This is a genomic window from Saccharopolyspora sp. NPDC003752 (assembly GCF_053605825.1).
In genome coordinates this window covers 45,509-67,013 of the sequence record NZ_JBSGJZ010000022.1, presented here as the reverse complement: position 1 = coordinate 67,013, position 21,505 = coordinate 45,509, and the positions used below count along the sequence as shown (strand labels likewise).

The 21,505-nt window shown below is 70.9% G+C and carries 17 protein-coding genes; 9 read left to right on the top strand and 8 right to left on the bottom strand.

Annotated elements, in window-relative coordinates; translation table 11 throughout:
• Nucleotides 1-161: 161 nt before the first annotated feature.
• The 3 genes from ACWEV3_RS26230 to ACWEV3_RS26220 form a co-directional block, all read right to left on the bottom strand.
• Nucleotides 162-1,067, bottom strand: coding sequence for a GlxA family transcriptional regulator (locus ACWEV3_RS26230; RefSeq protein WP_452616435.1), 906 nt, complete (start codon nucleotides 1,065-1,067; stop codon nucleotides 162-164).
• A gap of 160 nt (nucleotides 1,068-1,227) precedes the next feature.
• Nucleotides 1,228-1,812: a cysteine hydrolase family protein gene (locus ACWEV3_RS26225; protein ID WP_358573311.1), complete on the bottom strand. Its 585-nt coding sequence runs from the start codon at nucleotides 1,810-1,812 to the stop codon at nucleotides 1,228-1,230.
• 70 nt (nucleotides 1,813-1,882) lie between these two features.
• Nucleotides 1,883-3,364 (bottom strand): DHA2 family efflux MFS transporter permease subunit, encoded by a 1,482-nt coding sequence (locus ACWEV3_RS26220; protein WP_452616434.1) that lies wholly within the window; start codon nucleotides 3,362-3,364, stop codon nucleotides 1,883-1,885.
• A 157-nt stretch (nucleotides 3,365-3,521) separates the two neighbouring features.
• On the opposite strand from ACWEV3_RS26220, the gene ACWEV3_RS26215 reads away from it, so the two are divergent.
• The gene (locus tag ACWEV3_RS26215; RefSeq protein WP_452616433.1) at nucleotides 3,522-4,439 is read left to right on the top strand and encodes an SDR family oxidoreductase; all 918 of its coding nucleotides are present in this window, start codon (nucleotides 3,522-3,524) and stop codon (nucleotides 4,437-4,439) included.
• Nucleotides 4,436-5,110, top strand: coding sequence for a PHP-associated domain-containing protein (locus ACWEV3_RS26210; RefSeq protein ID WP_452616432.1), 675 nt, complete (start codon nucleotides 4,436-4,438; stop codon nucleotides 5,108-5,110). The genes ACWEV3_RS26215 and ACWEV3_RS26210 overlap by 4 nt, the downstream gene beginning before the upstream one ends.
• A gap of 212 nt (nucleotides 5,111-5,322) precedes the next feature.
• On the opposite strand, the gene ACWEV3_RS26205 is transcribed toward ACWEV3_RS26210, so the two are convergent.
• Nucleotides 5,323-6,132, bottom strand: coding sequence for an acyl-CoA thioesterase domain-containing protein (locus ACWEV3_RS26205; protein WP_452616431.1), 810 nt, complete (start codon nucleotides 6,130-6,132; stop codon nucleotides 5,323-5,325).
• Nucleotides 6,132-6,758, bottom strand: a complete 627-nt coding sequence (locus ACWEV3_RS26200) for a TetR/AcrR family transcriptional regulator (protein ID WP_358573299.1) — start codon at nucleotides 6,756-6,758, stop codon at nucleotides 6,132-6,134. Before ACWEV3_RS26200 ends, ACWEV3_RS26205 begins: the two co-directional genes overlap by 1 nt.
• Nucleotides 6,759-7,026: 268 nt before the next feature.
• Between ACWEV3_RS26200 and ACWEV3_RS26195 the strand changes: the two genes are divergently transcribed.
• The 5 genes from ACWEV3_RS26195 (at nucleotide 7,027) to ACWEV3_RS26175 (ending at nucleotide 14,503) form a co-directional block, all read left to right on the top strand.
• A complete protein-coding gene (locus ACWEV3_RS26195; protein WP_358573297.1) occupies nucleotides 7,027-8,199 on the top strand; it encodes an acyl-CoA dehydrogenase family protein in 1,173 nt (390 codons plus the stop codon).
• Entirely contained in the window at nucleotides 8,196-9,341 is a 1,146-nt protein-coding gene (locus ACWEV3_RS26190) for an acetyl-CoA acetyltransferase (protein WP_452616430.1), read from the top strand. The genes ACWEV3_RS26195 and ACWEV3_RS26190 overlap by 4 nt, the downstream gene beginning before the upstream one ends.
• 3 nt (nucleotides 9,342-9,344) lie before the next feature.
• Entirely contained in the window at nucleotides 9,345-9,773 is a 429-nt protein-coding gene (locus ACWEV3_RS26185) for a Zn-ribbon domain-containing OB-fold protein (protein ID WP_452616429.1), read from the top strand.
• Nucleotides 9,770-11,857 (top strand): acetate--CoA ligase family protein, encoded by a 2,088-nt coding sequence (locus tag ACWEV3_RS26180; protein WP_452616428.1) that lies wholly within the window; start codon nucleotides 9,770-9,772, stop codon nucleotides 11,855-11,857. Before ACWEV3_RS26185 ends, ACWEV3_RS26180 begins: the two co-directional genes overlap by 4 nt.
• Before the next feature lie 126 nt (nucleotides 11,858-11,983).
• Nucleotides 11,984-14,503 (top strand): M14 family zinc carboxypeptidase, encoded by a 2,520-nt coding sequence (locus ACWEV3_RS26175; RefSeq protein ID WP_452616427.1) that lies wholly within the window; start codon nucleotides 11,984-11,986, stop codon nucleotides 14,501-14,503.
• A gap of 52 nt (nucleotides 14,504-14,555) precedes the next feature.
• Here the strand turns inward: ACWEV3_RS26175 and ACWEV3_RS26170 are convergent, their stop codons facing one another.
• Nucleotides 14,556-15,245 carry a class I SAM-dependent methyltransferase gene (locus ACWEV3_RS26170; RefSeq protein WP_452616426.1) on the bottom strand — a complete coding sequence of 230 codons (690 nt, stop codon included), beginning with the start codon at nucleotides 15,243-15,245 and terminating at the stop codon, nucleotides 14,556-14,558.
• Between the two features lie 280 nt (nucleotides 15,246-15,525).
• On the opposite strand from ACWEV3_RS26170, the gene ACWEV3_RS26165 reads away from it, so the two are divergent.
• Nucleotides 15,526-17,097 carry an alkaline phosphatase D family protein gene (locus tag ACWEV3_RS26165; RefSeq protein ID WP_452616425.1) on the top strand — a complete coding sequence of 524 codons (1,572 nt, stop codon included), beginning with the start codon at nucleotides 15,526-15,528 and terminating at the stop codon, nucleotides 17,095-17,097.
• Nucleotides 17,098-17,221: 124 nt separating this feature from the next.
• Here the strand turns inward: ACWEV3_RS26165 and ACWEV3_RS26160 are convergent, their stop codons facing one another.
• Nucleotides 17,222-17,710: a SixA phosphatase family protein gene (locus ACWEV3_RS26160; protein ID WP_452616424.1), complete on the bottom strand. Its 489-nt coding sequence runs from the start codon at nucleotides 17,708-17,710 to the stop codon at nucleotides 17,222-17,224.
• Between the two features lie 174 nt (nucleotides 17,711-17,884).
• Here ACWEV3_RS26160 and ACWEV3_RS26155 point away from each other — a divergent pair, with 174 nt between their 5' ends.
• The gene (locus tag ACWEV3_RS26155) at nucleotides 17,885-19,561 is read left to right on the top strand and encodes an acyl-CoA dehydrogenase family protein (protein ID WP_452616423.1); all 1,677 of its coding nucleotides are present in this window, start codon (nucleotides 17,885-17,887) and stop codon (nucleotides 19,559-19,561) included.
• Here the strand turns inward: ACWEV3_RS26155 and ACWEV3_RS26150 are convergent.
• A complete protein-coding gene (locus ACWEV3_RS26150) occupies nucleotides 19,552-21,462 on the bottom strand; it encodes a P-loop NTPase fold protein (protein ID WP_452616422.1) in 1,911 nt (636 codons plus the stop codon). The two genes, ACWEV3_RS26155 and ACWEV3_RS26150, sit on opposite strands and share 10 nt — an antisense overlap.
• Nucleotides 21,463-21,505 lie beyond the last annotated feature (43 nt).

The following is a 21,505-nucleotide window of genomic DNA, read 5'->3' as shown; positions in this document are numbered from 1 at the left end:
GCCAGCGGCGTCAGGTCCGCAGAGCGACTGAACAGCTCCGATGCGGTGGAGGACGTTGGGCCGGGCGGTCCGGCGCTCGACCGAGCGGCTCAAGGAGCTCCGGATCTGATCCGGCCGCGATCATCGTGCTGCCGCAATTGTCCATTGTGGATATGTGGCCGCTAGGTGCGGGAACGCAAGCGGCGGAGCATGCGCGCGTCGGCGAAGCCGACCGCGTGCGCCGCGGCCTCCACCGTCGCACCCTGGCTGAGCAGGTGCTCGGCGCGCTCCGCGCGGAGCACCTGCTGGTAGCGCAGGGGCGTCAGCCCCGTTGCGCGCGCGAAGGAGCGGGTGAGGGTGCGCTCGCTGCAGCCCGCGGCGGCGGCGAGCGCGCCGAGCGGGAGCGGCTCGGTGAAGCGGGCGTCGATGGGGTCCTGGACGCGGTGCACCGCGTCGTTGAGGTGCGAGCGGTGCCGCAGCATCGCGCTGGCCTGCTGGTCGTCGCCGTTGCGGCGGGCGTAGACGACCATGCCGCGCGCGACCCGCGCCGCCGCGCCGGGGCCGTGCCTGGTCGCGACCAGGTGCAGCGCCAGGTCGATGCCGCTGGCGATCCCGGCGGAGGTGATGATCCGGTCGTCCTCGACGAACAACACGTCGCGCACCACGCTCGCGGCCGGATACCGGCGGGCGAGCTCGTCCTGCAGGTCGTGGTGCGTCGTGCAGCGACGCCCCCGCAGCAGCCCGGCCTGCCCCAAGGCGTCCGCGCCCGAGCACACGCTGGCCACCGTTCCACCGGCGGCGTGATGCGCGCGCAGCCGCTCGGCGGACGCGGCGTGCAGCTTCGGCCAACGCGGCGGATCGGCCACGTGCGAACCGGGTACGAGGACGAGGTCGTCCTCGGTCAGCGCGGGCCAGCTGGTGTCGGCGTGCAGCGGCAAGCCCTGCGCGCTCACCACCTCGCCGTCCTGCGCGACGTACGACAGCTGGTAGCGGTGCCCGAGGCCCGCGGCGGTGGAGAACACCTGCGCGGGACCGGCCAGGTCCAGCAGGTGCAGTCCCGGCAGCAGCAAGAACACGACCTGGCTCACGATCTGGTCACCTTACGCCCAGGTCCCCGGGGACGAGCGAACGGCCTCCTCGCGCCGCCTATCGAGGCGAACGGTCCGTTCACTTCACGGGCTCGCTCGCGGGTGGGGTGGAGTGAACGGCCTGTTCGCCTCGTCTTGCGTGGCGAACAGGCCGTTCACCTCAGCTCCCGGTGAGTTCCGCGACGGTGCGGATGGTCGCGAAGCGGCCCGACAGGGCGTACTCGGTGCGGGCGATGATGTCCTCGGAGTGCAGGGTCCGCGGGTCCGCCAGGAGCTCCTCGATCGTCTGGTCCGCCGGGGCGTCCCGGTGCGCGATCGGGTTCGTCGCCGTCGCGTCGGTGACGAACGTGACGTCGTAGCCGAGGTCCGAGGCGACCCGAGTAGTCGTCTCGCAGCACTGCTCCGTGCGGATACCGGACACCGACAGCTCCCGGATTCCGCGCTGCGTGAGGGTCTGGTGCAGGTTCGTGGTGGTGAACGCGTTGTGCGAGGTCTTGGTCAACTGCGGTTCGCCGTCCGCCGGGGCGAGCCCGTCCTGCAACCGGACGTGGCCGTTGACCGGGTCGAACACGTTGCCGGTGCCCGGCTCGCTGTGCAGGACCCAGACGACCAGGTCGCCTTCGGCGCGGGCCAGCGCCACCAGCCGGTTGACCTGCTCGACGATGCCGGGATTGGAGATGGCCCGCCACAACGGGCGCTGGCGGAAGGACTCTTGGACGTCGACGACGAGAAGTGCTTTGTTCACGCTTGTGGAGTCTGGTCGTCCGCGCGCCCGGGCGGGAGGCACGATCGCGCCGCATGCCGGAACGATCCGGTCACCCCGACCGCTGTGCGGGCTCGTCGGTGCGCGCGGGTTCCGGAGCCGGCGCCCGCCGCTCGGGGACACGGCTGCGGACCGCCGCCGCGACGACTCCGAGCGCCGCGATCGCGGTCATGGTCAGCAGTGCCATCCGGTAGCCGAGCACGAGCTGGTCGACGGCCTGCCCGGACACCCCGGAGATCGTCCCGGCGAACACGTCGGCCCGCAGCTCCACCGGCAGCGGGCCGGTGATCAGCGCCAGCGCCAGCGCGGTGCTGACCATCACCCCGATGTTCTGCGCGGTCAGCCGCATCGCGTTGCCGATGCCGACCCGGTTGCGGGGCAGGCCGTTCATCACCGCGGTGGCGTTGGCGGGCATGAACAGCCCCGACCCGGTGCCGATCAGCACGAGCCCGGCGGCGATCGGTCCATAGGGGACGGTCGGGGAGACCGAGACCGCCAGCACCACCAGGCCGACGGCGGTCAGCACGCCGCCGATGATCGCGATCGAGCGCGTCGACATCCGCCCCTGCAACAGTCCCGAGCCCGTCGAGGCGATCATGGTGGTCAACGGCAGCAGCAGGACCTTCAGCCCGGCCGCCACCGGGTCATCGCCCTGCACCGCCTGGTAGAACAGCGCGATCAGCAGCAGCACGGCCATCCGCGCGATGGTGTTGAGCAGGCCCGCGGCGAGCCCGAACGAGTAGCCGGGATCGCGGAACAGGCCGATGTCCACGGCGGGATTGCGGCGGCGCCGCTCGACGGCCAGGAACACCGGCGCGAGCACGACGGCCAGCACGAACGAGCCGATCACCAGCGGGTCGACGAGGCCGCGCTCGCCGATCTGCGAGAGCCCGAGCAGGAAGCTGCCCAGGCAGAGCAGGATCAGGATGTTGCCAGGCGCGTCGACGCCGCGTTCGCCGGTCCGGCCCTTGTCGGGTCGCAGCACCACCGCGCCCCAGAGCAGGCACACCAGGCCCATCGGGACGTTGCTCCAGAACACCCACTCCCAGCCGAACCGGTGGCTGAGGAAGCCGCCCAGCGTCGGGCCGAGCAGCTGCGCCACGGAGAACGAAGCGATGTAGATGCCCATGCCGCGGCCGAGGTGCTGGCGCGGGAAGGCGGTGGTCAGCAGCGCGGCGCTGTTGGCGAGCAGCATCGTGCCGCCGGCGGCCTGCACCACGCGCAGGCCGACCACGGTCCAGGCGGTCGGCGCGAAGCCCAGTGCGAGGCTCGCGGCGGTGTAGACGGCCAGGCCGGTCAGGTACATCGTGCGGCGGCCGAACAGGTCGGCCAGCCGGCCGAAGAAGACCATCAGCGTGGTCGTGGCGAGCATGAACGACAGCAGCATCCAGCTCGCCGCGGTCGAACTGGCCTGGAAGTGCCGGGAAACCTCGGGCAGTGCCACGTTGAGCGAGCTGGTGCCCAGGCCGGTCAGCACGCTGGCGATGCTGACCACGGACAACACGCGCCACGCGTAGCGCAGCTGATCGTCCACGGCCCGGCCTCCTCCTCGAACGGACAATACTAGAACGGTATTCTCATCCGGGTCCGCCGAGGAAGCGTCCATCTGTGCAAAAAGCATTGACAGTGGCAGGAATCACTCGTCAGTGTTTCTAGAAGGTGGCTCTAAAACCGGCTTCCGGGAGGACCGCATGGGCGGCATCGTCGACGGGCGGATCGTCATCGTGACCGGCGCGGCGCGCGGCATCGGCCGCGGCCACGCCCTGGAGTTCGCCAGGCAGGGCGCGAAGGTCGTGGTGAACGACATCGGTGCGGAGGTCGACGGCACCGGCTCCTCCACCGGGCCGGCGGGTGAGGTCGTCGACGAGATCCGCGCGGCCGGTGGCGAAGCCATCGCCAACGGTGACGACGTCGCCGACTTCGAGGGCGCCAAGCGGCTCGTCGAGTCGGCCGTCGAGCACTACGGCGACCTGCACGTGCTGGTCAACAACGCGGGCATCCTCCGCGACCGGATGCTGTTCAACATGACCGAGCAGGAGTGGGACGCGGTGATCCGCGTGCACCTGAAGGGCACGTTCGCCCCGCTGCGGCACGCCGCGGCGTACTGGCGCGCGAAGGCCAAGGCGGGCGAGGAGGTCGACGCCCGGGTGATCAACACGACCTCGTCCTCCGGCATCTACGGCAACCCGGGCCAGGGCAACTACGGCGCGGCGAAGGCGGGCATCGCCGGGCTGACCGTCATCGCGGCCCGCGAGATGGAGCGCTACGGCATCGCGGTCAACGCCGTCGCTCCGGCCGCGCTGACCCGCATGACCGACGGCCTGGGGCGCCAGGTCCGGGCGCCGGAAGGCCGGTTCGACGTCTCGAACGCGGAGAACATCGCGCCGCTGGTGGTGTGGCTGGCGGGCGAGAAGGCCAAGGGCATCACCGGCCGGGTGTTCAACGTGCGCGGCGGCTCGATCAGCGTCGCGGAGGGCTGGATCGCCGGGCCGGGCGTCGACAAGGGCGAGCGCTGGGACCCGGCGGAACTCGACGACGTGATCCCGGGCCTGGTGGCGGAGGCGCGGGAGAACGCGCTGACCAACGGCAAGGTCCCGGAAGCGGAGTGACCTGGCGGCTGACCGACCCCGGGCCCGTCCCGCCGGGCTGGGTCCGGGTCGACTGCCACGTCCACACGGTGCACTCCGGGGACGCGGTGTCCACAGTGGAGCAGATCGCGAAGCGGGTGGCGGAAGAGCGGATCGACGTGCTGTGCGTGACTGACCACCACAGCCTCGACGGCGCGTGGGAAGCCGTGGAGCGCGACATCGGCGCACGGGTCGTGGTCGGGGAGGAGATCCGGACCCGAGCGGGCGAGGTGATCGGCCTGTTCCTGACCGAGCGCATCCCGTACGTCCTACCGCTGCCCGAGGTGGTGCGCCGAATCCGGGCCCAGCGGGGCGTGATCTACGCGCCCCACCCCCTCGACCCGAACCGAACCAGCCTCGGCGCCGAGGGCCTGCGAGAACTCCACGAACACGGCGCGCTCGACGTGGTGGAGGTCTGCAACGCCAAGATCAGCGACCCGGAGCGCAACGCGGCGGCGGCGAACTTCGCGGCCCGGAACGACATCCCCGCGGCAGCGGGCTCGGACGCCCACGATCCCCCGGGAATAGGAGCGGCCTACCTCCACATGCCGGACTTCGACGGCCCGGCCGACTTCCTGGAAAAGCTCCCGGAAGCCCGGATCTGGGGCGAGTACCGAGACCACGTCGGCTGGCAGCCGGGACGAGGGTCGTGAGTGAAAGATCCGGTTCGCCGAAAGCTGGTCACGAGCCCAGTCGGCGTCCCATTCTTCGCTGCTGCGTGGCAGTGCGCGGAGATCGTTTCGGGGCGGTCTGACAGTTTTTCTTGCTGCGAAGCCTAGTTCGCCACGATCGTGTCGGGCGGAAGCGCGGGGCCGTGAGTCTTCCTGGTTGCTATTGCCGCCCAAAGGACTCACGGCCGCGTCGGCTACTTCGATGCCGGGTTGGCCACTGCCGTCACCGTGCAGTAGCCGATCGGACCGCTGGTGTCGTGGAACGTGCAGTTCGCCGCCGCGATTCCGTCCTCGCTGAGGTGGCCCGTGGCCTCGATGCCGATCGCCTCGCTCAGCGGGAGGCGGCTGAGCGTCAGCGTGTAGTCCGCGTTGATGAACTCCAGCTTGCCGTGGGTGCCGAAGTTCGCCAGCGGGCTGGCGAAGTCGCCCGCCAGCGCGACCCGCACGAACGGCGACGGGGATTCGCCCGCCACCAGCTCGTTGTTGTCCCGCAGCCAGGCGCGGCGCCGGCTGTCGGCGATCCAGGAGTCGGTGGGCTCGCCGTCGGCGTCGAGCATCCAGATGTCGAACGGCGGCGGCCACCCCGACGACTGGGTGCGCGGCGTCCCGATCTCCGCCGGGCTCGGGACGTCCCAGACCGGTGTCTGCGCCACTGTCTCGGTCGGCTGCTCGCCACGGCGCAGCAGCACCGCGCTCGCCCGCGCCACCGGGGTGTCCCCGGCGTACACCGTCGCGTCCGCGATGCGGATGCGACGGCCGTCGCGGACCCGCTGGGTCTCCACCCGCACCGGCACCAGCTTGGTGTTGCGGAACAGGTCGACGGTCAGCCGGGTGAAGTGGAAGTCCGGTTCGGCGTGCTCCTGCTCCAGCGCGCGGGCGAGCAGCCCGCCGAACAGCCGGCCGTGCATCATGTCCGGCGCCCACGGGCTGCCCGCGTGCGGGCCGGGCACCAGCCCGTCCCCGTCGATGGTGAAGAACGGTTCCGCGCCGTTGGTCTCGGCCATCAATCCTCCTCGTCTTCGTCGCGGAGCGGGTCCAGGCGGCGGATCAGCCGCAGCGTCGCCTCCAGGACCTTGTTCGCCTCCCGCTTGCTGGAGCACGTCGCGATCTCGCGGCCCGCCTCGCCGATGATCGTGGTCAGCACGGCGACGGTCACCCGGTCCACCGGGTCGGTGCCGGCGCCGAGCAGCACCGCGTTCTGCCGCACCCACTCGCGGCCGCGGGTCCGGCGGATCAGCTCGAACCCGGGCGGCCCGTCGCCATCCATGAACAGCCGCACCAGGTCGCGGCGCGCCCACGAACCTTCCAGGAACGCCCGCGCGCCGACGTTGAACAGCGTCAGCGGGTCCTCCTCGCCGTCGGCGCGGGCCTTGGCGACGGCGCTGATCGCGTTCTGCTCGTGGGTGGCCTGGTGGTCCTCCCACAGCGCCAGGAACAGCTCGGTCTTGCCGCCGAAGTGGTGGTAGAGGCTGCCGACGCTGGATCCGGCGCGTTCGACGACCTCCGCGACGCTGGCCTCGGCGAACCCCTTCTCCGTGAACACCTCGCGCGCGGCCTGCAGCAGGACGCGGCGGGTCTCCGCGGTTCGGCTCCACTGCCAGGCGTTGGAGCGGCTCGTCTTCCGTGCCATGACCACCTTCCCGTCGTGCTGATCGGCCCTGGCCGGGGCCGTGCGTACTTCCTGTCGCTATGGCAGCACAAAGTACTCACGGGCCCGGCCTGGGGAAACGTCCGCCCCACCGGTGTCCGAGTAGTGGGATCACATTCTAGAACGTGTCCGCCGTCGGCGTGGCTACCTCGGACGGACGCTAGGCGCGGGCCGTCCGAGTATCTAGAGTGCGGTTCTAGAAAGTCTTCGCACCGCCGGGCAACGGGGCCCGAGTCGAAAGGACTTCGCGATGGTCGACTTCGCACTCGGCGAAGAGGAACGGCAGATCCGCGACACCGTCCGCAGCTTCATCACCAGGGAAGTGCGGCCGCTGGAGGAAGAGGTGCTGCGCAACGAGCGCGCCGGCAAGCCGTCGGTGGACCCGGACGTGCTGCGCGAGCTCCAGCAGAAGGCGAAGAAGGCCGGTTTCTGGGGCGTCAACACGCCCGAGGAGTACGGCGGGATGAACCTCGGCGCGGTGATGTCCGCGATCCTGGCGATGGAAACCGGCCGGACGTTCGTGCCGTTCACCTTCGGCGGCAGCGCCGACAACATCCTCTACGCCGGCGACGACGAGCAGCGCAAGCGCTACCTCGTGCCGACCATCGAGGGCGAGCGGAAGTCCTGCTTCGCCATCACCGAACCCGGCGCGGGCTCCGACGCCCGCAACATCCGCACCCGCGCGGTCCGCGACGGCGGCGACTGGGTGATCAACGGCGAGAAGACCTTCATCACCGGCGGCAACGAGGCCGACTTCGTGATGGTCTTCGCCGTCACCGACCCCGACGCGAGCGCCGACAACGGCGTGACGTGCTTCCTGGCCGACCGGGACATGGGCTGGAAGTCCGAACCCATCCCGACCATGGGCCAGTGGGGCCCGGCGTCGCTGGTGTTCGAGGACGTGCGGGTGCCGGCCGGGAACGTGCTCGGCGAGGTCGGCCGGGGCTTCCCGCTGGCGCTGCGCTGGATCGGCCAGGGCCGCTACATGATCCCGGCGCGGGCGATCGGCGCGGCGGAGCGGATGCTGCAGATGGCCATCGACCACGCCAAGATCCGCGAATCGATGGGCCGCCCGATCGCCGAGTACCAGGCGATCCAGTGGCAGATCGCGGACTCCCAGGTCGAGATCGAGTCCACCAAGTGGCTCACGCTGCACGCCGCGTGGCGCGTGCAGCAGGGCATGGACGCGCGGCACTGGTCGTCGATCGCCAAGCTGCACGGCGCGGGGATGGCCAACCAGGTCGTCGACCGGGTACTGCAGATCCACGGCGGCATGGGCTACACCCGCGAGCTGCCGATCGAACGCTGGTACCGGGAGCTGCGGCTGCTGCGGATCTACGAGGGCACCGACGAGATCCAGCGCCGCACCATCGCCCGCAACCTGCTCAAGGGCCACGTCAAGCTGGGAGGGATCGCGGAGTGACACGCCGTCGCGCGGCCATCGTCGGGGTGGCCGAATCCGAGTTGGGCAAGACCCCGCACCTGACCGTGCTGTCCCAGCAGGCGCAGGCGACGAAGGCCGCGCTGACCGAGGCCGGCCTGCGGCGCGACGACGTCGACGCGCTGTTCGTCGCCGGCGGCTGGTCCTGGGCGCCGGCGCTGGCCCTGGCCGAATACCTCGGCATGCGTCCGCGGTACCTGGACGGCACCAACATCGGCGGCTCGTCGTTCGAGGCGCACCTCGGCCACGCCACCGCGGCGATCGAGGCGGGCGTCATCGACGTCGCGGTGATCGCCTACGGCAGCACGCAGCGCAGCGACCGGTCGCGCAACCAGCCGCGCCCGGCGACGCTGACCGAGCAGTTCGAGCGGCCGTACGGGCTGCCCACGCCGGTCGGCGCCTACGCGCTGGCGGCGAACCGGTACATGCACGAGCACGGGGTGACCAGCGAGCAGCTCGCCGAGGTCGCGGTGTCCACGAGGGAGTGGGCGCGGCTGAATCCCGCGGCGTACCACCGGGATCCGCTCACCGTGGACGACGTGCTGGCGTCGCCGATGATCTGCGAGCCGCTGCGCAAGCTGGACTGCTGCCTGGTCACCGACGGCGGCGGCGCGCTGGTCGTCGCGGCCGAGGACCGGTGGCCGGACCTGGCCACGCGGCCGGTGATCGTGCTCGGGCACGGCGAGGCGACCACGCACAACACCATCGCCAACATGCCGGACCTGACCGTCACCGGCGCCGCCCGGTCCGGCCCGGCAGCGCTGGAGATGGCCGGGGTCGGGCACGACGACATCGACGTGCTGGAGATCTACGACTCGTTCACCATCACCGTGCTGCTGACGCTGGAATCGCTCGGGTTCTGCAAGCCCGGCGAGGCGGGCGCGTTCGTCGCGGGCGGCCGCACCGCGCCCGGCGGCGAGGCGCCGATGAACACCAACGGCGGCGGCCTGTCCTGCACGCATCCCGGGATGTACGGGATCTTCCTGCTGATCGAGGCGACCCGGCAGCTGCGCCACGACTTCGCCGGCACGCCGCGGCAGGTGGACGGCGCCGAGCTGGCGCTGGCCCACGGCACCGGTGGGGTGCTGTCGTCGACGTCGACCATCGTGCTGGGAAGGGGCTGACCGATGGTGCAGATCATCCCGGACGCCGAGACGCGTCCGTTCTGGGACGGCATCGCCGCGGGCGAACTCCGCATCCAGCGGTGCGCGGACTGCGAAGCCGCCGTCTTCTACCCGCGCTCGGTGTGCCCGGGCTGCTTCGGCGACCGGCTCGACTGGTTCACCGCGAGCGGCCGCGGCACCGTTCACTCCTGGACGGTCGCGCACAAGGCGTTCGGCGAGTTCGCCGACCAGGCACCGTTCACCGTCGCACTCATCGACCTGGACGAGGGCCCCCGGATGCTCACCCGGATCGTGGGCCCGCAGTTTCAATTGAAACTGCGGACGGGTGCGGATGAGGGGCGGGTGCGCATCGGGGACCGGGTGGAGCTGGTGATCACCCGCCTCGGCGCGGACGGGCCCGAGCTGCCGTGCTTCCGGGTGGTGGCGCGATGAGCGCGGAAGCCGTGCGGGCGCTGTTCAACCCGCGGTCCATCGCCCTGGTCGGCGCCACCGACAAGTCCGGCTGGTCGCTGGCGACCTTCGACAACCTGCGCAACAACGGTTTCCCCGGCCCGGTGCACCTGGTCAACCCGCGCACCGAGGTCGTGCACGGCGAGCGCGCCCACCCGAGCCTGTCGGCGATCCCGGAGAAGGTCGACCTGGCGTACGTGATGGTTCCGACGCACGCGCTGCTGGACGTGCTGCGCGAGGGCGCGGAACTGGGCATCCGCAGCTACGTCGTGCTCACCGCCGGGTTCGGCGAGACCGGCGCCGAGGGCCGCCGGTTGGAACGCGAGGTGGCCGAGTTCGCCCGCGAGCACGGCCTGATCCTGTTGGGGCCCAACGGGAACGGCTACATCAACGCGGCCGCCGGCATCACCCCGTACGGCCTGCCGATCCCGGCGCCGCTGGTCAGCGGCCCGATCGGGGTGGTGCTGCAGAGCGGGGCGCTGGCCAGCGCGGTGCTGAACTTCGCGCAGGCCCGCAACGTCGGCATCAGCCTGCTCACCGCGATGGGCAACGAGACGGTGCTGTCGGTGACCGACGTGATCGACTACCTCGTCGACGACCCGGCGACCAAGGTCATCGCGCTGTTCCTGGAGCAGGTGCGCCACCCGGCCGAGTTCGCGCGGGTCGCCCGCCGGGCCGCGCAGGCGGGCAAGCCCATCGTGGCGCTGAAGATCGGGTCCAGCGAGATCGCCTCGCACACCGCGCAGGCGCACACCGGCGCGCTGGTCGGCGACGACGCGGTGGTCGACGCGGCGTTCCGGCAGCTCGGCGTGATCCGCGTGCGCTCGCTGGAGGACCTGCTCATCACGGCCGGGCTGCTGGCCGAGGTCGGGCGGTTGCCGGGGCGCCGCATCGGCGTGGTCACGCCGTCGGGCGGCGCGTCGGAGATCATCGCCGACCGCGCGGCGGAGGAAGGGCTCGAACTCCCCGAGTACGCCCCGGAGACCGTGGCGCGGCTGAAGGAGATCGTGCCGGAGTTCGCCACCGTGCAGAACCCGCTGGACGTGACCGGGTACGTGGTGGTCGACCGGACGCTGCTGGGCCGGGCGCTGGAGGTGGTGGCCGAGGACCCGGGCATCGACGCGGTCCTGCTGCTCGCAGACCTGCCGCGGGTGCCGCCGCCGAACCCGGAGCTGAGCATCGCGGCGTTCCGGGAGAACGCGCGCCGGATCCGCGAGTCGCCGCGCCCGGTGGCCGTGATCGGCAACGTGTGCGCCGACGTCAGCGAGTTCGGCCGGATGATCCAGGAGAAGTCGGGCTTCCCCTACGTGGCGGGCGGAATCGAGCACGGCATGACAGCGCTGGGCGCCGCGGCGCGCTGGTCCGGGGCTGCGGTGTCCCATGTGGACGATCCGGAGCCGCTGGGCGTGCGGGGTTCCGGGATCTGGACCGAGCACCAGGCGGCGGCCCTGTTGTCCGCCAACGGGATCCCGGTGGTTCCCTCGGAGCCGGCGGCGGATGCGGATGCCGCGGTCGCGGCCGCCGAGCGGTTCGGCTACCCGGTGGTGCTCAAGGCGGTCGCCGACGGTCTGGGGCACAAGAGCGACATCGGCGGCGTCCGGCTCGGTCTGTCCGGCCCCGAGGACGTGCGCCGGGCGCACGAGGAAGTGTGCGCGACGCTGCGGGAATCCGGTGCGAGCGGGATCGGCGCGCTCGTGCAGCCGCAGCGCAGCGGCGGCGTGGAGCTGCTGGTCGGCGTCGTCCGCGACCCGTCGTGGGGGCTGACGATGGCCATCGGCCTCGGCGGGGTGTGGGTCGAGGTGCTGCGCGATTCGGCGCTGCGCCTGCTCCCGGTCGACCACGCCCAGGTCCGGCAGGCCCTCGGCGCACTGCGCGGAGCCGCGCTGCTGCAAGGCGCCCGCGGCTCGACTCCGGCCGACCTGGACGCCGTGGCCGACGTCGTGGTGCGCATCGGACGCCTCGCCCAAGCGCTCGGCGACGGCCTGGAATCCCTGGAGGTCAACCCCCTCCTCGTCGACGGCGACCGCGTCGAAGCCCTGGACGCGTTGGTGACCTGGACTCGGTGATGGCCGAGCGGGACTTTCCCTCGGGGTGACCGAGGGAAAGTCCCGCTCGTCGGCGTTTGCGCCCGCCCGGCGGTTGCTCCCCGGGTGACGCGCTGATCGACTCCCCGGTACTTCGGCATGCAGCGGATGGGCGGTCAGATGGAGAAGTTCACCAGGCGAGGCGGATTCCGATCGAAGTGGCTGACCGGGGTGGCGGCGTTGGTCACGGCCTTGCCGCTGCTCGCGGTCCCGACGGTGCGCGCCGCGGCGGAGGGGGCCTGCGACCCGTTCACCGCGCCCGCCGTCGACGAATCCATTCCGAAGTCCCGCGACGTGCTCGGCATCGACCTGGGCGAGCGCGATGTCAGCACGGCGGAATCCGACGACTACCTGCGCGCGGTCTCCGACGCGAGCCCGAGGGTCGTGGATGGCGTCCTGGCCACCTCGGTCGAGGGCCGCCCGCTGCGCTACGCGGTCGTCGGACAGGAGAAGTGGGTGCGCCCGGGAGCGCTGGAGAACATCGGCCGGCAGCTGAACCGGCTCCGCGACCCGAGCACGCCGGAACCGCTGGCGAAGCAGATCATCCGGAACACCCCGGCCGTCCTTTGGGTCGCGGGGAACGTCCACGGCGGCGAGAAGAGTGGAACCGACGCAGCGCTGCGCGTGCTGTACGAACTGGCCGCCCGCACCGACTGCACCGCGCAGACGATCCTCGACGATGCGATCGTCGTGGTCCTGCCGACGCAGAACCCGGACGGCCGCGAAGCGAGCACCCGCCGCAATGCCAACGGTTTCGACATGAACCGGGACTGGTTCGCCCGCACCCAGCCCGAGACCGACGGCAAGCTGGAGAAGCTGCGCGAGCTGCCACCGCAGATGTACATCGACGCGCACGAGATGGGCACCCAGGACTACTTCTTCCCGCCCAACGCCGACCCCGTCTACCACGACATCGGCGAGACACCGCTGAACTGGGTCTACAACGACTACGGCCCGGCGATGCAGCAGGCCTTCTGCCGGTTCGGCATTCCCTACTTCAACGGCCGGTCCTACGACCTCATGTACCTCGGCTACGGCGACACCGTGCCGCTGACCGGCTTCAACGCGGCCGGGATGACGTTCGAGAAGAACTCCGGCGACCCGGCGCCCGAGCGCGTCGGGGAGCAGTACACGGCGATCTGGGCGACGCTGATGGCCGCCGGCGCGCGGAACGACGGCATGCTCGCCGAGTGGCGCGCCGAACACCTGGAGGCATACCGGCAGGGCGCCGCCGGTGAGCTGGAACCGAACCGGCTCTACTGGAACGACGGCGAGATCTCCAACCCGGTGCCCGACATCAGGGTCAAGCACTACTTCCTGCGCACCGACGACCCGGCGAAGTCCGCCGAGGTGCAGCGCCTCGCGCGCCGGCTGCAGCGGATGGACGTCGACGTGTACCGCCTCGCCACGCCGCTGACGGTGCCCGACTACACCGAGTACGGCCGCGCCCCGCAGCAGACGACGCTGCCCGCGGGCACGTTGTGGATTCCCCTCGCACAGGGGCAGAAGCACTGGGTGCAGGCGATGCTCAACGAGAACAGCTACGTGCCGTTTCCGTACTTCTACGACGTCACGGCCTGGAGCGGCCCGCTGCTGGAGAACGTCAGCGGCGGCCGTTCGGGCGCTGACGTGAAGCCGCGGGCGATTCCCCTGCCGCAGCAGGCCGAACCGGTCGCGCCGCCGGTCGCCGGCGCGCCGCGGACGGCGGTCTGGCAGGTGTCGGAGAACAGCGCCGCGGTCGAATCGTCGGGCTGGCTGCGCTGGTGGCTGGGCGACCAGGGACTCGGGTTCGGCGACCTGACCGCCGAGCAGATCGCCTCCGGTGCGCTGGCCGACTACGACGTGCTGGTCGTGCCGAACGGGCCGGAGGCGGAAGCCGCCGATTCGCTGGGCGAGCAGGGGCGGGCGGCGCTCACCGAGTGGGTGCGCGGTGGCGGCACGCTGATCACGCTGCGGGACAGCTCCCGGCTGGCGGCTCGCCTCGGGCTCACCTCGGCGACGTTCGCCGAACCGACCTCGGACATCCCCGGCGCGCTGATCCGGGTGGAGCTGGACCCGGCCAGTCCGCTCGCGGCCGGTGTCGGCCCGACGGCGTGGGCGATGTACGAGTACGACACGGTGTGGTCGGCGCCGGCGCAGTCGTCGGCGGCGAGCTTCCCGGCGGCCGGCGATCCGGACTGGTACGTCTCCGGTTTCGCCGAGGGCGCCGAGCAGCTGCACGGCAAGAGCGCGGTGGTGGACGAGAACGTCGGCAGCGGGCGCGTGGTGCTGTTCGGCTTCGACCCGAACTACCGGGCGTTCACCAACGGCACGGCGAAACTGCTGTTCAACGCCATAACCGGGCCGAAGACGGCGAACGCCCCGCGGGCTGCCGCCGCGCCGGTGGCGGTGCCGGCCGCGCCGGGCTCGGACCGGATGGTGATCAGCGTGCGCCCGGGCGCGGCGGACGCAGTGCAACGGCTGATCGCCGAGCACGGCGGAACGGCCGATGTCGTGCACGGCCCCAACGTCGTGCGCTTCCGCGTCGACCTCGGCGGCATGGACGCGGACGAGCACCCGTGGGCGCGCCGGCTCGCCGACGAGGCCGCCGCCCTCGGGCGCGCCGTGGTGGCGATCAGCCTGCCATGACAGCGGCTCCCCGGGTTTCGGCGCACTGGAAACCCGGGGCAGCGTCGGGCGTTCAGGCGGCTTCGGCGACGAACCGCAGCCGCTTTCCGTCCGCTCGCCACACTCCGTCGGAGCCTCTCAAGGCGGGCCGGGTGATCTGGGTTGTTTCGGCGAGCAGCTCGTCGACCTGTGCCGGCGGGAACGTGGCGAGCACCGGCGCGCCGACCGTGCGCCACCAGTCGCCCGCACCGTCCGGGCAGTCGACCATGGGCGCGGACCTGTCGGTGACCTCCATCGACCGGACCCGGAAGCCCGCCGACTCCAGCAAGGCGGCTTGCTGAGCGGGGCTCGGGAAGTGCCAGGGCAGCGAAACCTCTTCCGGGAGGCCGTGTTCGGCGGCCGCCTTTGCCAGCCCGTCGATCAAGGTGGCCCAGCTGCCGGCGGCACCCATATCCACCACGAGCCGCCCGCCGGGCCGCAGTACGCTTCGCACGGACGCGAGCGCATCTTCGGGTCGGGGCAACCAATGGAACGCGGAGTAGGAGAAGACGGCGTCGTACGGGTCGTCGGTCGCGAGCTCGAAGACGTTGGAAACCTCGAACTCGGCATCCGGGTGCGAGCTCCTGGCCGCGTCGATCTTCCCCGGATCGCCGCAGACGCCCTTGGCGGTCGCGCCTCGACCGGCGATCGCGGCGGTGAGCGCACCGGTGCGGCATGCGACGTCCAGTACCCGCTCGTCCGCACGCGGGTTCAGCAGATCCACCAGAGAGTTCCCGCACGTCGAAAAATCGGACAACCAATCGTAGAAAGGCGGATCCCAACGCATTCTCGCACTTTAACAAAGTTGACCATATAGCGGGAAATTTTTCTCAGAATCTGAAACGTCGTCTCGGGTGAGTGGTTCGCTGCGGCGCGTGAGTGCCGGTCATATCCGGCCGCAGCTCGCCCGGCGTTCACCTCCGCGACGCCTCCTCGCGGCCTACCGGACGTTCCCGCTGCGCAAGATCGCTGCGTTGTCCAGTTCGCGACAGATGGAGCTACGCATGTCAGGAAAGCTGAATCGCCGCACGGTGCTGGGTCTCGGCGGCGCGAGCGCGGCCGCGGTGCTGCTCGGCACGGGAGCGTGGAGCAGCGCGGCGGCCGACACCCGGCTGCGGGGCGGGTACCCGTTCTCGCTGGGCGTCGCCTCCGGCGATCCGATGCCCGACGGCGTGGTGCTCTGGACGAGGCTGGCGCCGCAGCCGCTGGCCGCCGACGGCGCCGGCGGCATGCCGGACAAACCGGTGAAGGTGCTCTACGAAGTGGCCGCCGACGAGCGGTTCCGCGACGTCGTGCGGCGCGGCGAGACCACCGCGACACCGGAGCTCGGCCACTCGGTGCACGCCGAGGTCGCCGGCCTGCAGCCGGGCCGCGAGTACTTCTACCGCTTCCGCGCCGGTGGCGAGCTCAGCCCGGTCGGCCGGACGAGGACCGCGCCCGCGAACAGCGCCGCGCTGGCCTCGCTGTCGTTCGCCTTCGCCTCCTGCCAGCACTGGAAGGAGGGTTTCTTCACCGCCTACCAGCACATGGCCGCCGAAGACCTCGACTTCGTCGTGCACCTCGGCGACTACATCTACGAGTACGACCAGACGGCCAACAAGCGCGGCGTCGCGCTCGGCGACGAGTTCAAGTCGGAGACCGAGCGGCTGGAGCGCTACCGGCTGCAGTACGCGCTGTTCAAGTCCGATCCGCACCTGCAGGCCGCGCACGCGGCGTTCCCGTGGATCGTCACGATGGACGACCACGAGGTGGACAACAACTGGGCCGACGAGATCTCCCAGGACAACACCGACCCCGCGCTGTTCCTGCAGCGCCGGGCCGCGGCCTTCCAGGCGATGTACGAGAACCTGCCGCTGCGCCGCACCGCGATGCCCAGCGGCCCGGACGTGCGCCTGCACCGCAGGCTGAAGTTCGGCGACCTGGCCGACCTGACCATGATCGACACCCGCCAGTACCGCGACGACCAGCCCTGCGGCGACGGCTCGAAGTACGACTGCACCGAGCGGCTGGACCCGCGCCGCACGATCCTCGGGGAGCAGCAGCGGGAATGGCTGCTGGACGGGTTCTCCCGGAACCGGTCGCGGTGGCAGATCCTCGGCAACCAGGCGCCGATGGGCGAGACCGACCTCGACGCCGGCCCGGCGAAGAAGCTGTTCATGGACCCGTGGGACGGCTACGTGGCGGAGCGCAACGCGGTGCTGGCGGGTGCGGCCCAGCGCGGCGTGCGCAACCTGGTGGTGATCACCGGCGACCGGCACCAGAACTACGCCTGGGACCTCAAGCGCGACTTCGAGGACCCGGGCTCGCCCACGGTGGCCAGCGAGTTCGTCGGCACGTCGATCAGCAGCGGCGGCGACGGCGCGGACATCACCGACGAGGGCCGCACGATGCTCGCGGCGAACCCGCACATGAAGTTCTTCAACGCCCAGCGCGGCTACGTCCGCTGCACGCTGACGCCGGAGCTGTGGCGCAGCGACTACCGGGTGGTCCCGTTCATCTCGCGACCCGACGCGCCGATCTCGACCCGGGCCAGCTACGTCGTCGAGGACACCCGCCCCGGCGTCCAGCCCGCCTGACGCCGCGCCGCAAGCCGGCCGCCTGGAGTTTCGCGGTTCGGCGTTTCCGCTGATCACTCCGGCCGTGAGTGCTTTGGGGTGCCATAGCGCCCCAAAGCGCTCACGGCACCGTTCCCGAGCCGGGTCAGCCGCGGGGCTTGGCGTAGGTCGCGGCGCTCGCCCAGGACTCCGCGACCTCCGACCACTCCGCGGCGCTGGACAGCAGTGCGATCGCCGCGGTCTTGAGCTCCGCCGGTTCGCCGGTGAGCAGCCCCGCCAGGTCTTCCAGGCCCGGGTTGTGGCCGATCACCACCGCGGTCATGACCGCGGGCGGGATCTCGCGGATGACGGCCAGCAGCTCGCGGGCCGAGGCCGCGTAGATCCGGTCGTCGTGCTTGAGCACCGGCTCCGCCGGGATCTCCTGGGCCGCCAGGTCCCACGTCCGCCGGGCGCGCACGGCGGGGGAGCAGAGCACGATCTCGACCGCCGCGGCGTGCTCGCGCAGCCACCGGCCGACGGCCGGCGCGTCGCGGAGGCCCCGCTCGGTCAGCGGCCGGTCGAAGTCGTCGACGTCGTCCGGCCAAGCCGACTTCGCGTGCCGGATCAGCACCAGTTTCCGTTCCGCCTCGGTCATGTCGCGCCGCCCACCTGCTCGCCGGGATTCCTGCTCCCACGGTAGAGGCCGAGCCGACCCGCTGCCGCACCCGGCGCGCTTCCGCATCGCGGAACGCATTGAGTCGCCGGGAGTCTCAGCGCGGCGCCGATTCCGTATTGGACAGCCCCGCGACCCGGTGGAAACGTGCTGGGCATGAACTTCGCCGACCTCGATCCCGCCCTGCGCCCGCTGCTGGCCCGCTACGTCGACCAGGTGGACCGCGTCGAGCCGCTCCTGCGCGACGTCGGCGAGGTGGCCGCCGGCGAGCTGGACCGGCTGGCCGCGGTCGCCGAGGTCAACCCGCCGCGGCTGCGCCAGTACGACGCCGCGGGCGACCGCGTCGACGAGGTCGTCTACCACCCGGCGTACGCCGAGATGTCGCGGCTGGCGTTCGAGCGGTTCGGCTTCGCCGCGATGTCGCACCGCCCGGGCGTGCACGGCTGGCCGACCAAGATCCCGCACGTGGTCAAGTACGCCCTGTCGTACGTGTTCGTGCAGTCCGAGTTCGGGCTGTTCTGCCCGGTGTCGATGACCGACTCGGCGGCCCGGGTGCTGCGCAGGTTCGGCGACCCTGAGGTCTTCGAGCGCGAGATCGACGGGCTGAGCTCGCCCCGGTTCGACTCGCTGCTGACCGGCGCGATGTTCATGACGGAGAAGCAGGGTGGCAGCGACGTCGGCCAGACCGCGACGGAGGCCACCCCGAACGGGTCGCACTGGACGCTGCGCGGCCAGAAGTGGTTCGCCTCCAACGTGAACGCGGACGTGATCCTGACGCTGGCCCGGGTTCCCGGCGGGCCGGCGGGCACCAAGGGACTCGGGCTGTTCATGGTGCCGAGGCTGCGCCCGGACGGCAGCCGGAACACCTACCGGATCGACCGGCTCAAGGACAAGCTCGGCACCCGCTCGATGGCCAGCGGCGAGGTGACGCTGGAGGACTGCTACGCGCTGCCGGTCGGCGACCTCTCGCGCGGCTTCGTGCAGATGGCGGAGATGGTCAACGTGTCGCGGCTGTCCAACGCGATGCGCGCGGTGGCGCTGATGCGGCGCGCTCTGCACGAGTCGATCGTCCACACGCGACAGCGGGTGGCGTTCGGCAAGCCGCTGTTCGACCAGCCGCTGATGCGGCGAACGCTGCTGCCGATGATGCTGCACACCGAGGCGGGCCTCGGATTCGTGCTGGAGGCGGCGGCGACGCTGGACCGGGCGGACGCGGGGGACGCCGACGCGAGCCGGCTGATCCGGGTGCTGACGCCGCTGGGCAAGCACCACCTGTGCAAGCTGGCGCGCGAGGTGACCGGTGAGGCGATGGAGATCCGGGGCGGCAACGGCTACATCGAGGACTGGGTCAACCCGCGCCTGCTGCGGGACGCGCACCTGGGCTCGATCTGGGAAGGCTCCAGCAACGTGATCGCGCTGGACGTCCTGCGCTGCATCCGCAAGGACAACGCCCACGAACTCCTGGCGGACACGGCCCAGCAGCGCCTGGAACGCATCGAGGATGCGGACGTCAGAGCAGCGGCCGAGCAACTCATCACCGAGGTGGAGGGCCTGCGAACCCTGGGCAAGTCCCTGCTGTCGGAGTCCGACGAGTACGCCCAGGCGATGTGCGGCGACTTCACGACCCTGGCGGCGTGCACGACGATGGCGTCGCTGCTGTTCGAGCAGGCGGACCACGAAGCCAGGAGCGGTCGGGGATACCGGAAGCTGTTGGTGGCGAAGACATATCTCCACCACGCGGTGCGCGGGACGGACCCGGTGCCGGAAGCCCTCCGCTGGCTCCCGGAACTCGCCGACGGAGGCGACGTCCCGGCCGAAGCGGCTCAGTCCTGAGCGGAGTCGCGGTCGGCCACGACACGCTCGATCCAGGACATGAGCTCGCGAGGATCGGCGGTGACGCCCAGCGCTCCGAGCTCCTCGGCGCGCTTGACGCGGGACGGGGTGACCCTGCTGGTGTAGAAGATGACGGGGCCGTCGTAGATCCCGTCGGATCGCAGCGCGGCGAGGTCGTCCAGTCCCGCGTTCGGGTCGCCGTCGCGGGTGATGTCCGAGATGAACAGGTCGGGCTCGAACCGGCGGAAGTTGTCCTTCAAGGATTCCGGGTCGTTCGTCCGGAGGACCCGGATGCCTCGGCGGTCTGCGTCGGCGATCAGGTCGAGCTTCGCGTCGCCCAGCAGGTCGGGTTTGAAGGAGTCATCGACCCACAGCACCCGGAGACCGGGGGAGGCCTCGTCCTCTTCCAGCTGGGAGTGGCCCGGCCGTGCATCGACCAGGTCGATGTCGTGGCGTAGCAGATTCCGCAATCCTCTCCGGTCGTGCCGATCACGCAGATCATCCATCAACGACCACAGATTGGAGATGGAATCGACGGTTTCCGGCAGGCGCTGCACGAAGTTCTTCATGAATTCGTCGGTGAGCAGCTCGCGCGGAGAGAAGCTGCGGCTACCGCCGTGCTGCAGGTATCTCCGGAGCTCCTCGAAGCTCGCCTCCTCGGACAGCTCGCGGATCAGCGACACGAAGTCCGGATTCATCGCCAGGTCGGGGAAGAAGACGGGCAGTTCCTGCTCGACCCTGTCCAATGAGGACAGGAGCACGTCGTGGTCCGCGGCGGCGGGCGGCGGTGCCACCTGGTGGTTGGTGAAGAACTCGTCGTCACCGGGGTGGTTGCCCGCCTTGCAGTGCTCGCGAACCGAGGTGTAGGCCAGGAATTCCGAAACGATGTCCCGATCATCGGTGCTCGTCAGGTTCCGGTAGAACTCGGGGTAGAAGTGCTGCAGCAGGATGACGCGGACCAGCGCGGACGCGCCGAAGCGCTGCCAGTCCCGGTTCAGGTGGTATTCGAGGACGAAGCTGTTGATCAGCCGTTTGATCCGGCGCGGGTTGCGCCTGGTGCGCTGGGCGATCAGCGCGGTCACGCCGTCGCCGAACAGCTCCTTCGTGCCGGACCGGCCGGCGAAGCCGTCGATCAGCCGCCGCACGCTTTCCTGGTCGGGTGCGGGCGTGCGGTAGTAGACCTGCACGATCTTCTCCAGGTGCCCCAGCGCATGCCCGGCCGAGCCGCCGGATTCCTGCATGTTGCGGGCCAGGACCGCCTGGTCGCAGCCGATGACGAACACCAGCCCCGGCACGTCCAGGTACAGCTTGATCGCCTCGCACACCGCGAGCACCACGTCGCCGGAGCAGCGGTCGAGGTCGTCGATGAACACCACGAGCTGACGACCGTCCGAGGTTCCGCCGTCCGCCCAGTCCTTGGCCATGTCGTGCACGACGTCGCGGATTTCGTTGCGCGACTTGGCATCGACCGACAGCTGCCGCCACAGTTCATCGACCAGCCGGTGCACCCCGAAGAACCTGAGCACGACCTTGAGCAGCAGCCGGACGAACCGCACGGCCCGGCGCCGCTTCGCCAGCCGGTGGTACGCCCGCCGCACGATGTTGCGGTCGAAGGTCAGCAGCACCGACTTGATCAGCACTTCCAGCGCGTCGGCGCCGGAGGTCCAGGCGTTGAACCAGGCCGTCGGGGTGCCCCGGTCCTCCAACCGCGCCCGCATCAACCGCATCAGGCTGCTCTTGCCCATGCCCCACCCGGCGTCGATGGCGACCGTGAACGGGGTGGAGACGTGGGAGTCGGAGATCAGGTCGACCAGCGCGCGGGCCGTGGCCGCGGCGTCGAGCAGGTCGTCCTCCCCGGCTTCCACCGGTTGGTCGTTGAGCACCACGAACCGCGTGGTCACCGCCACCTCCGATTCCGCAGGACGTCGAGGAGTATGGCAGCTC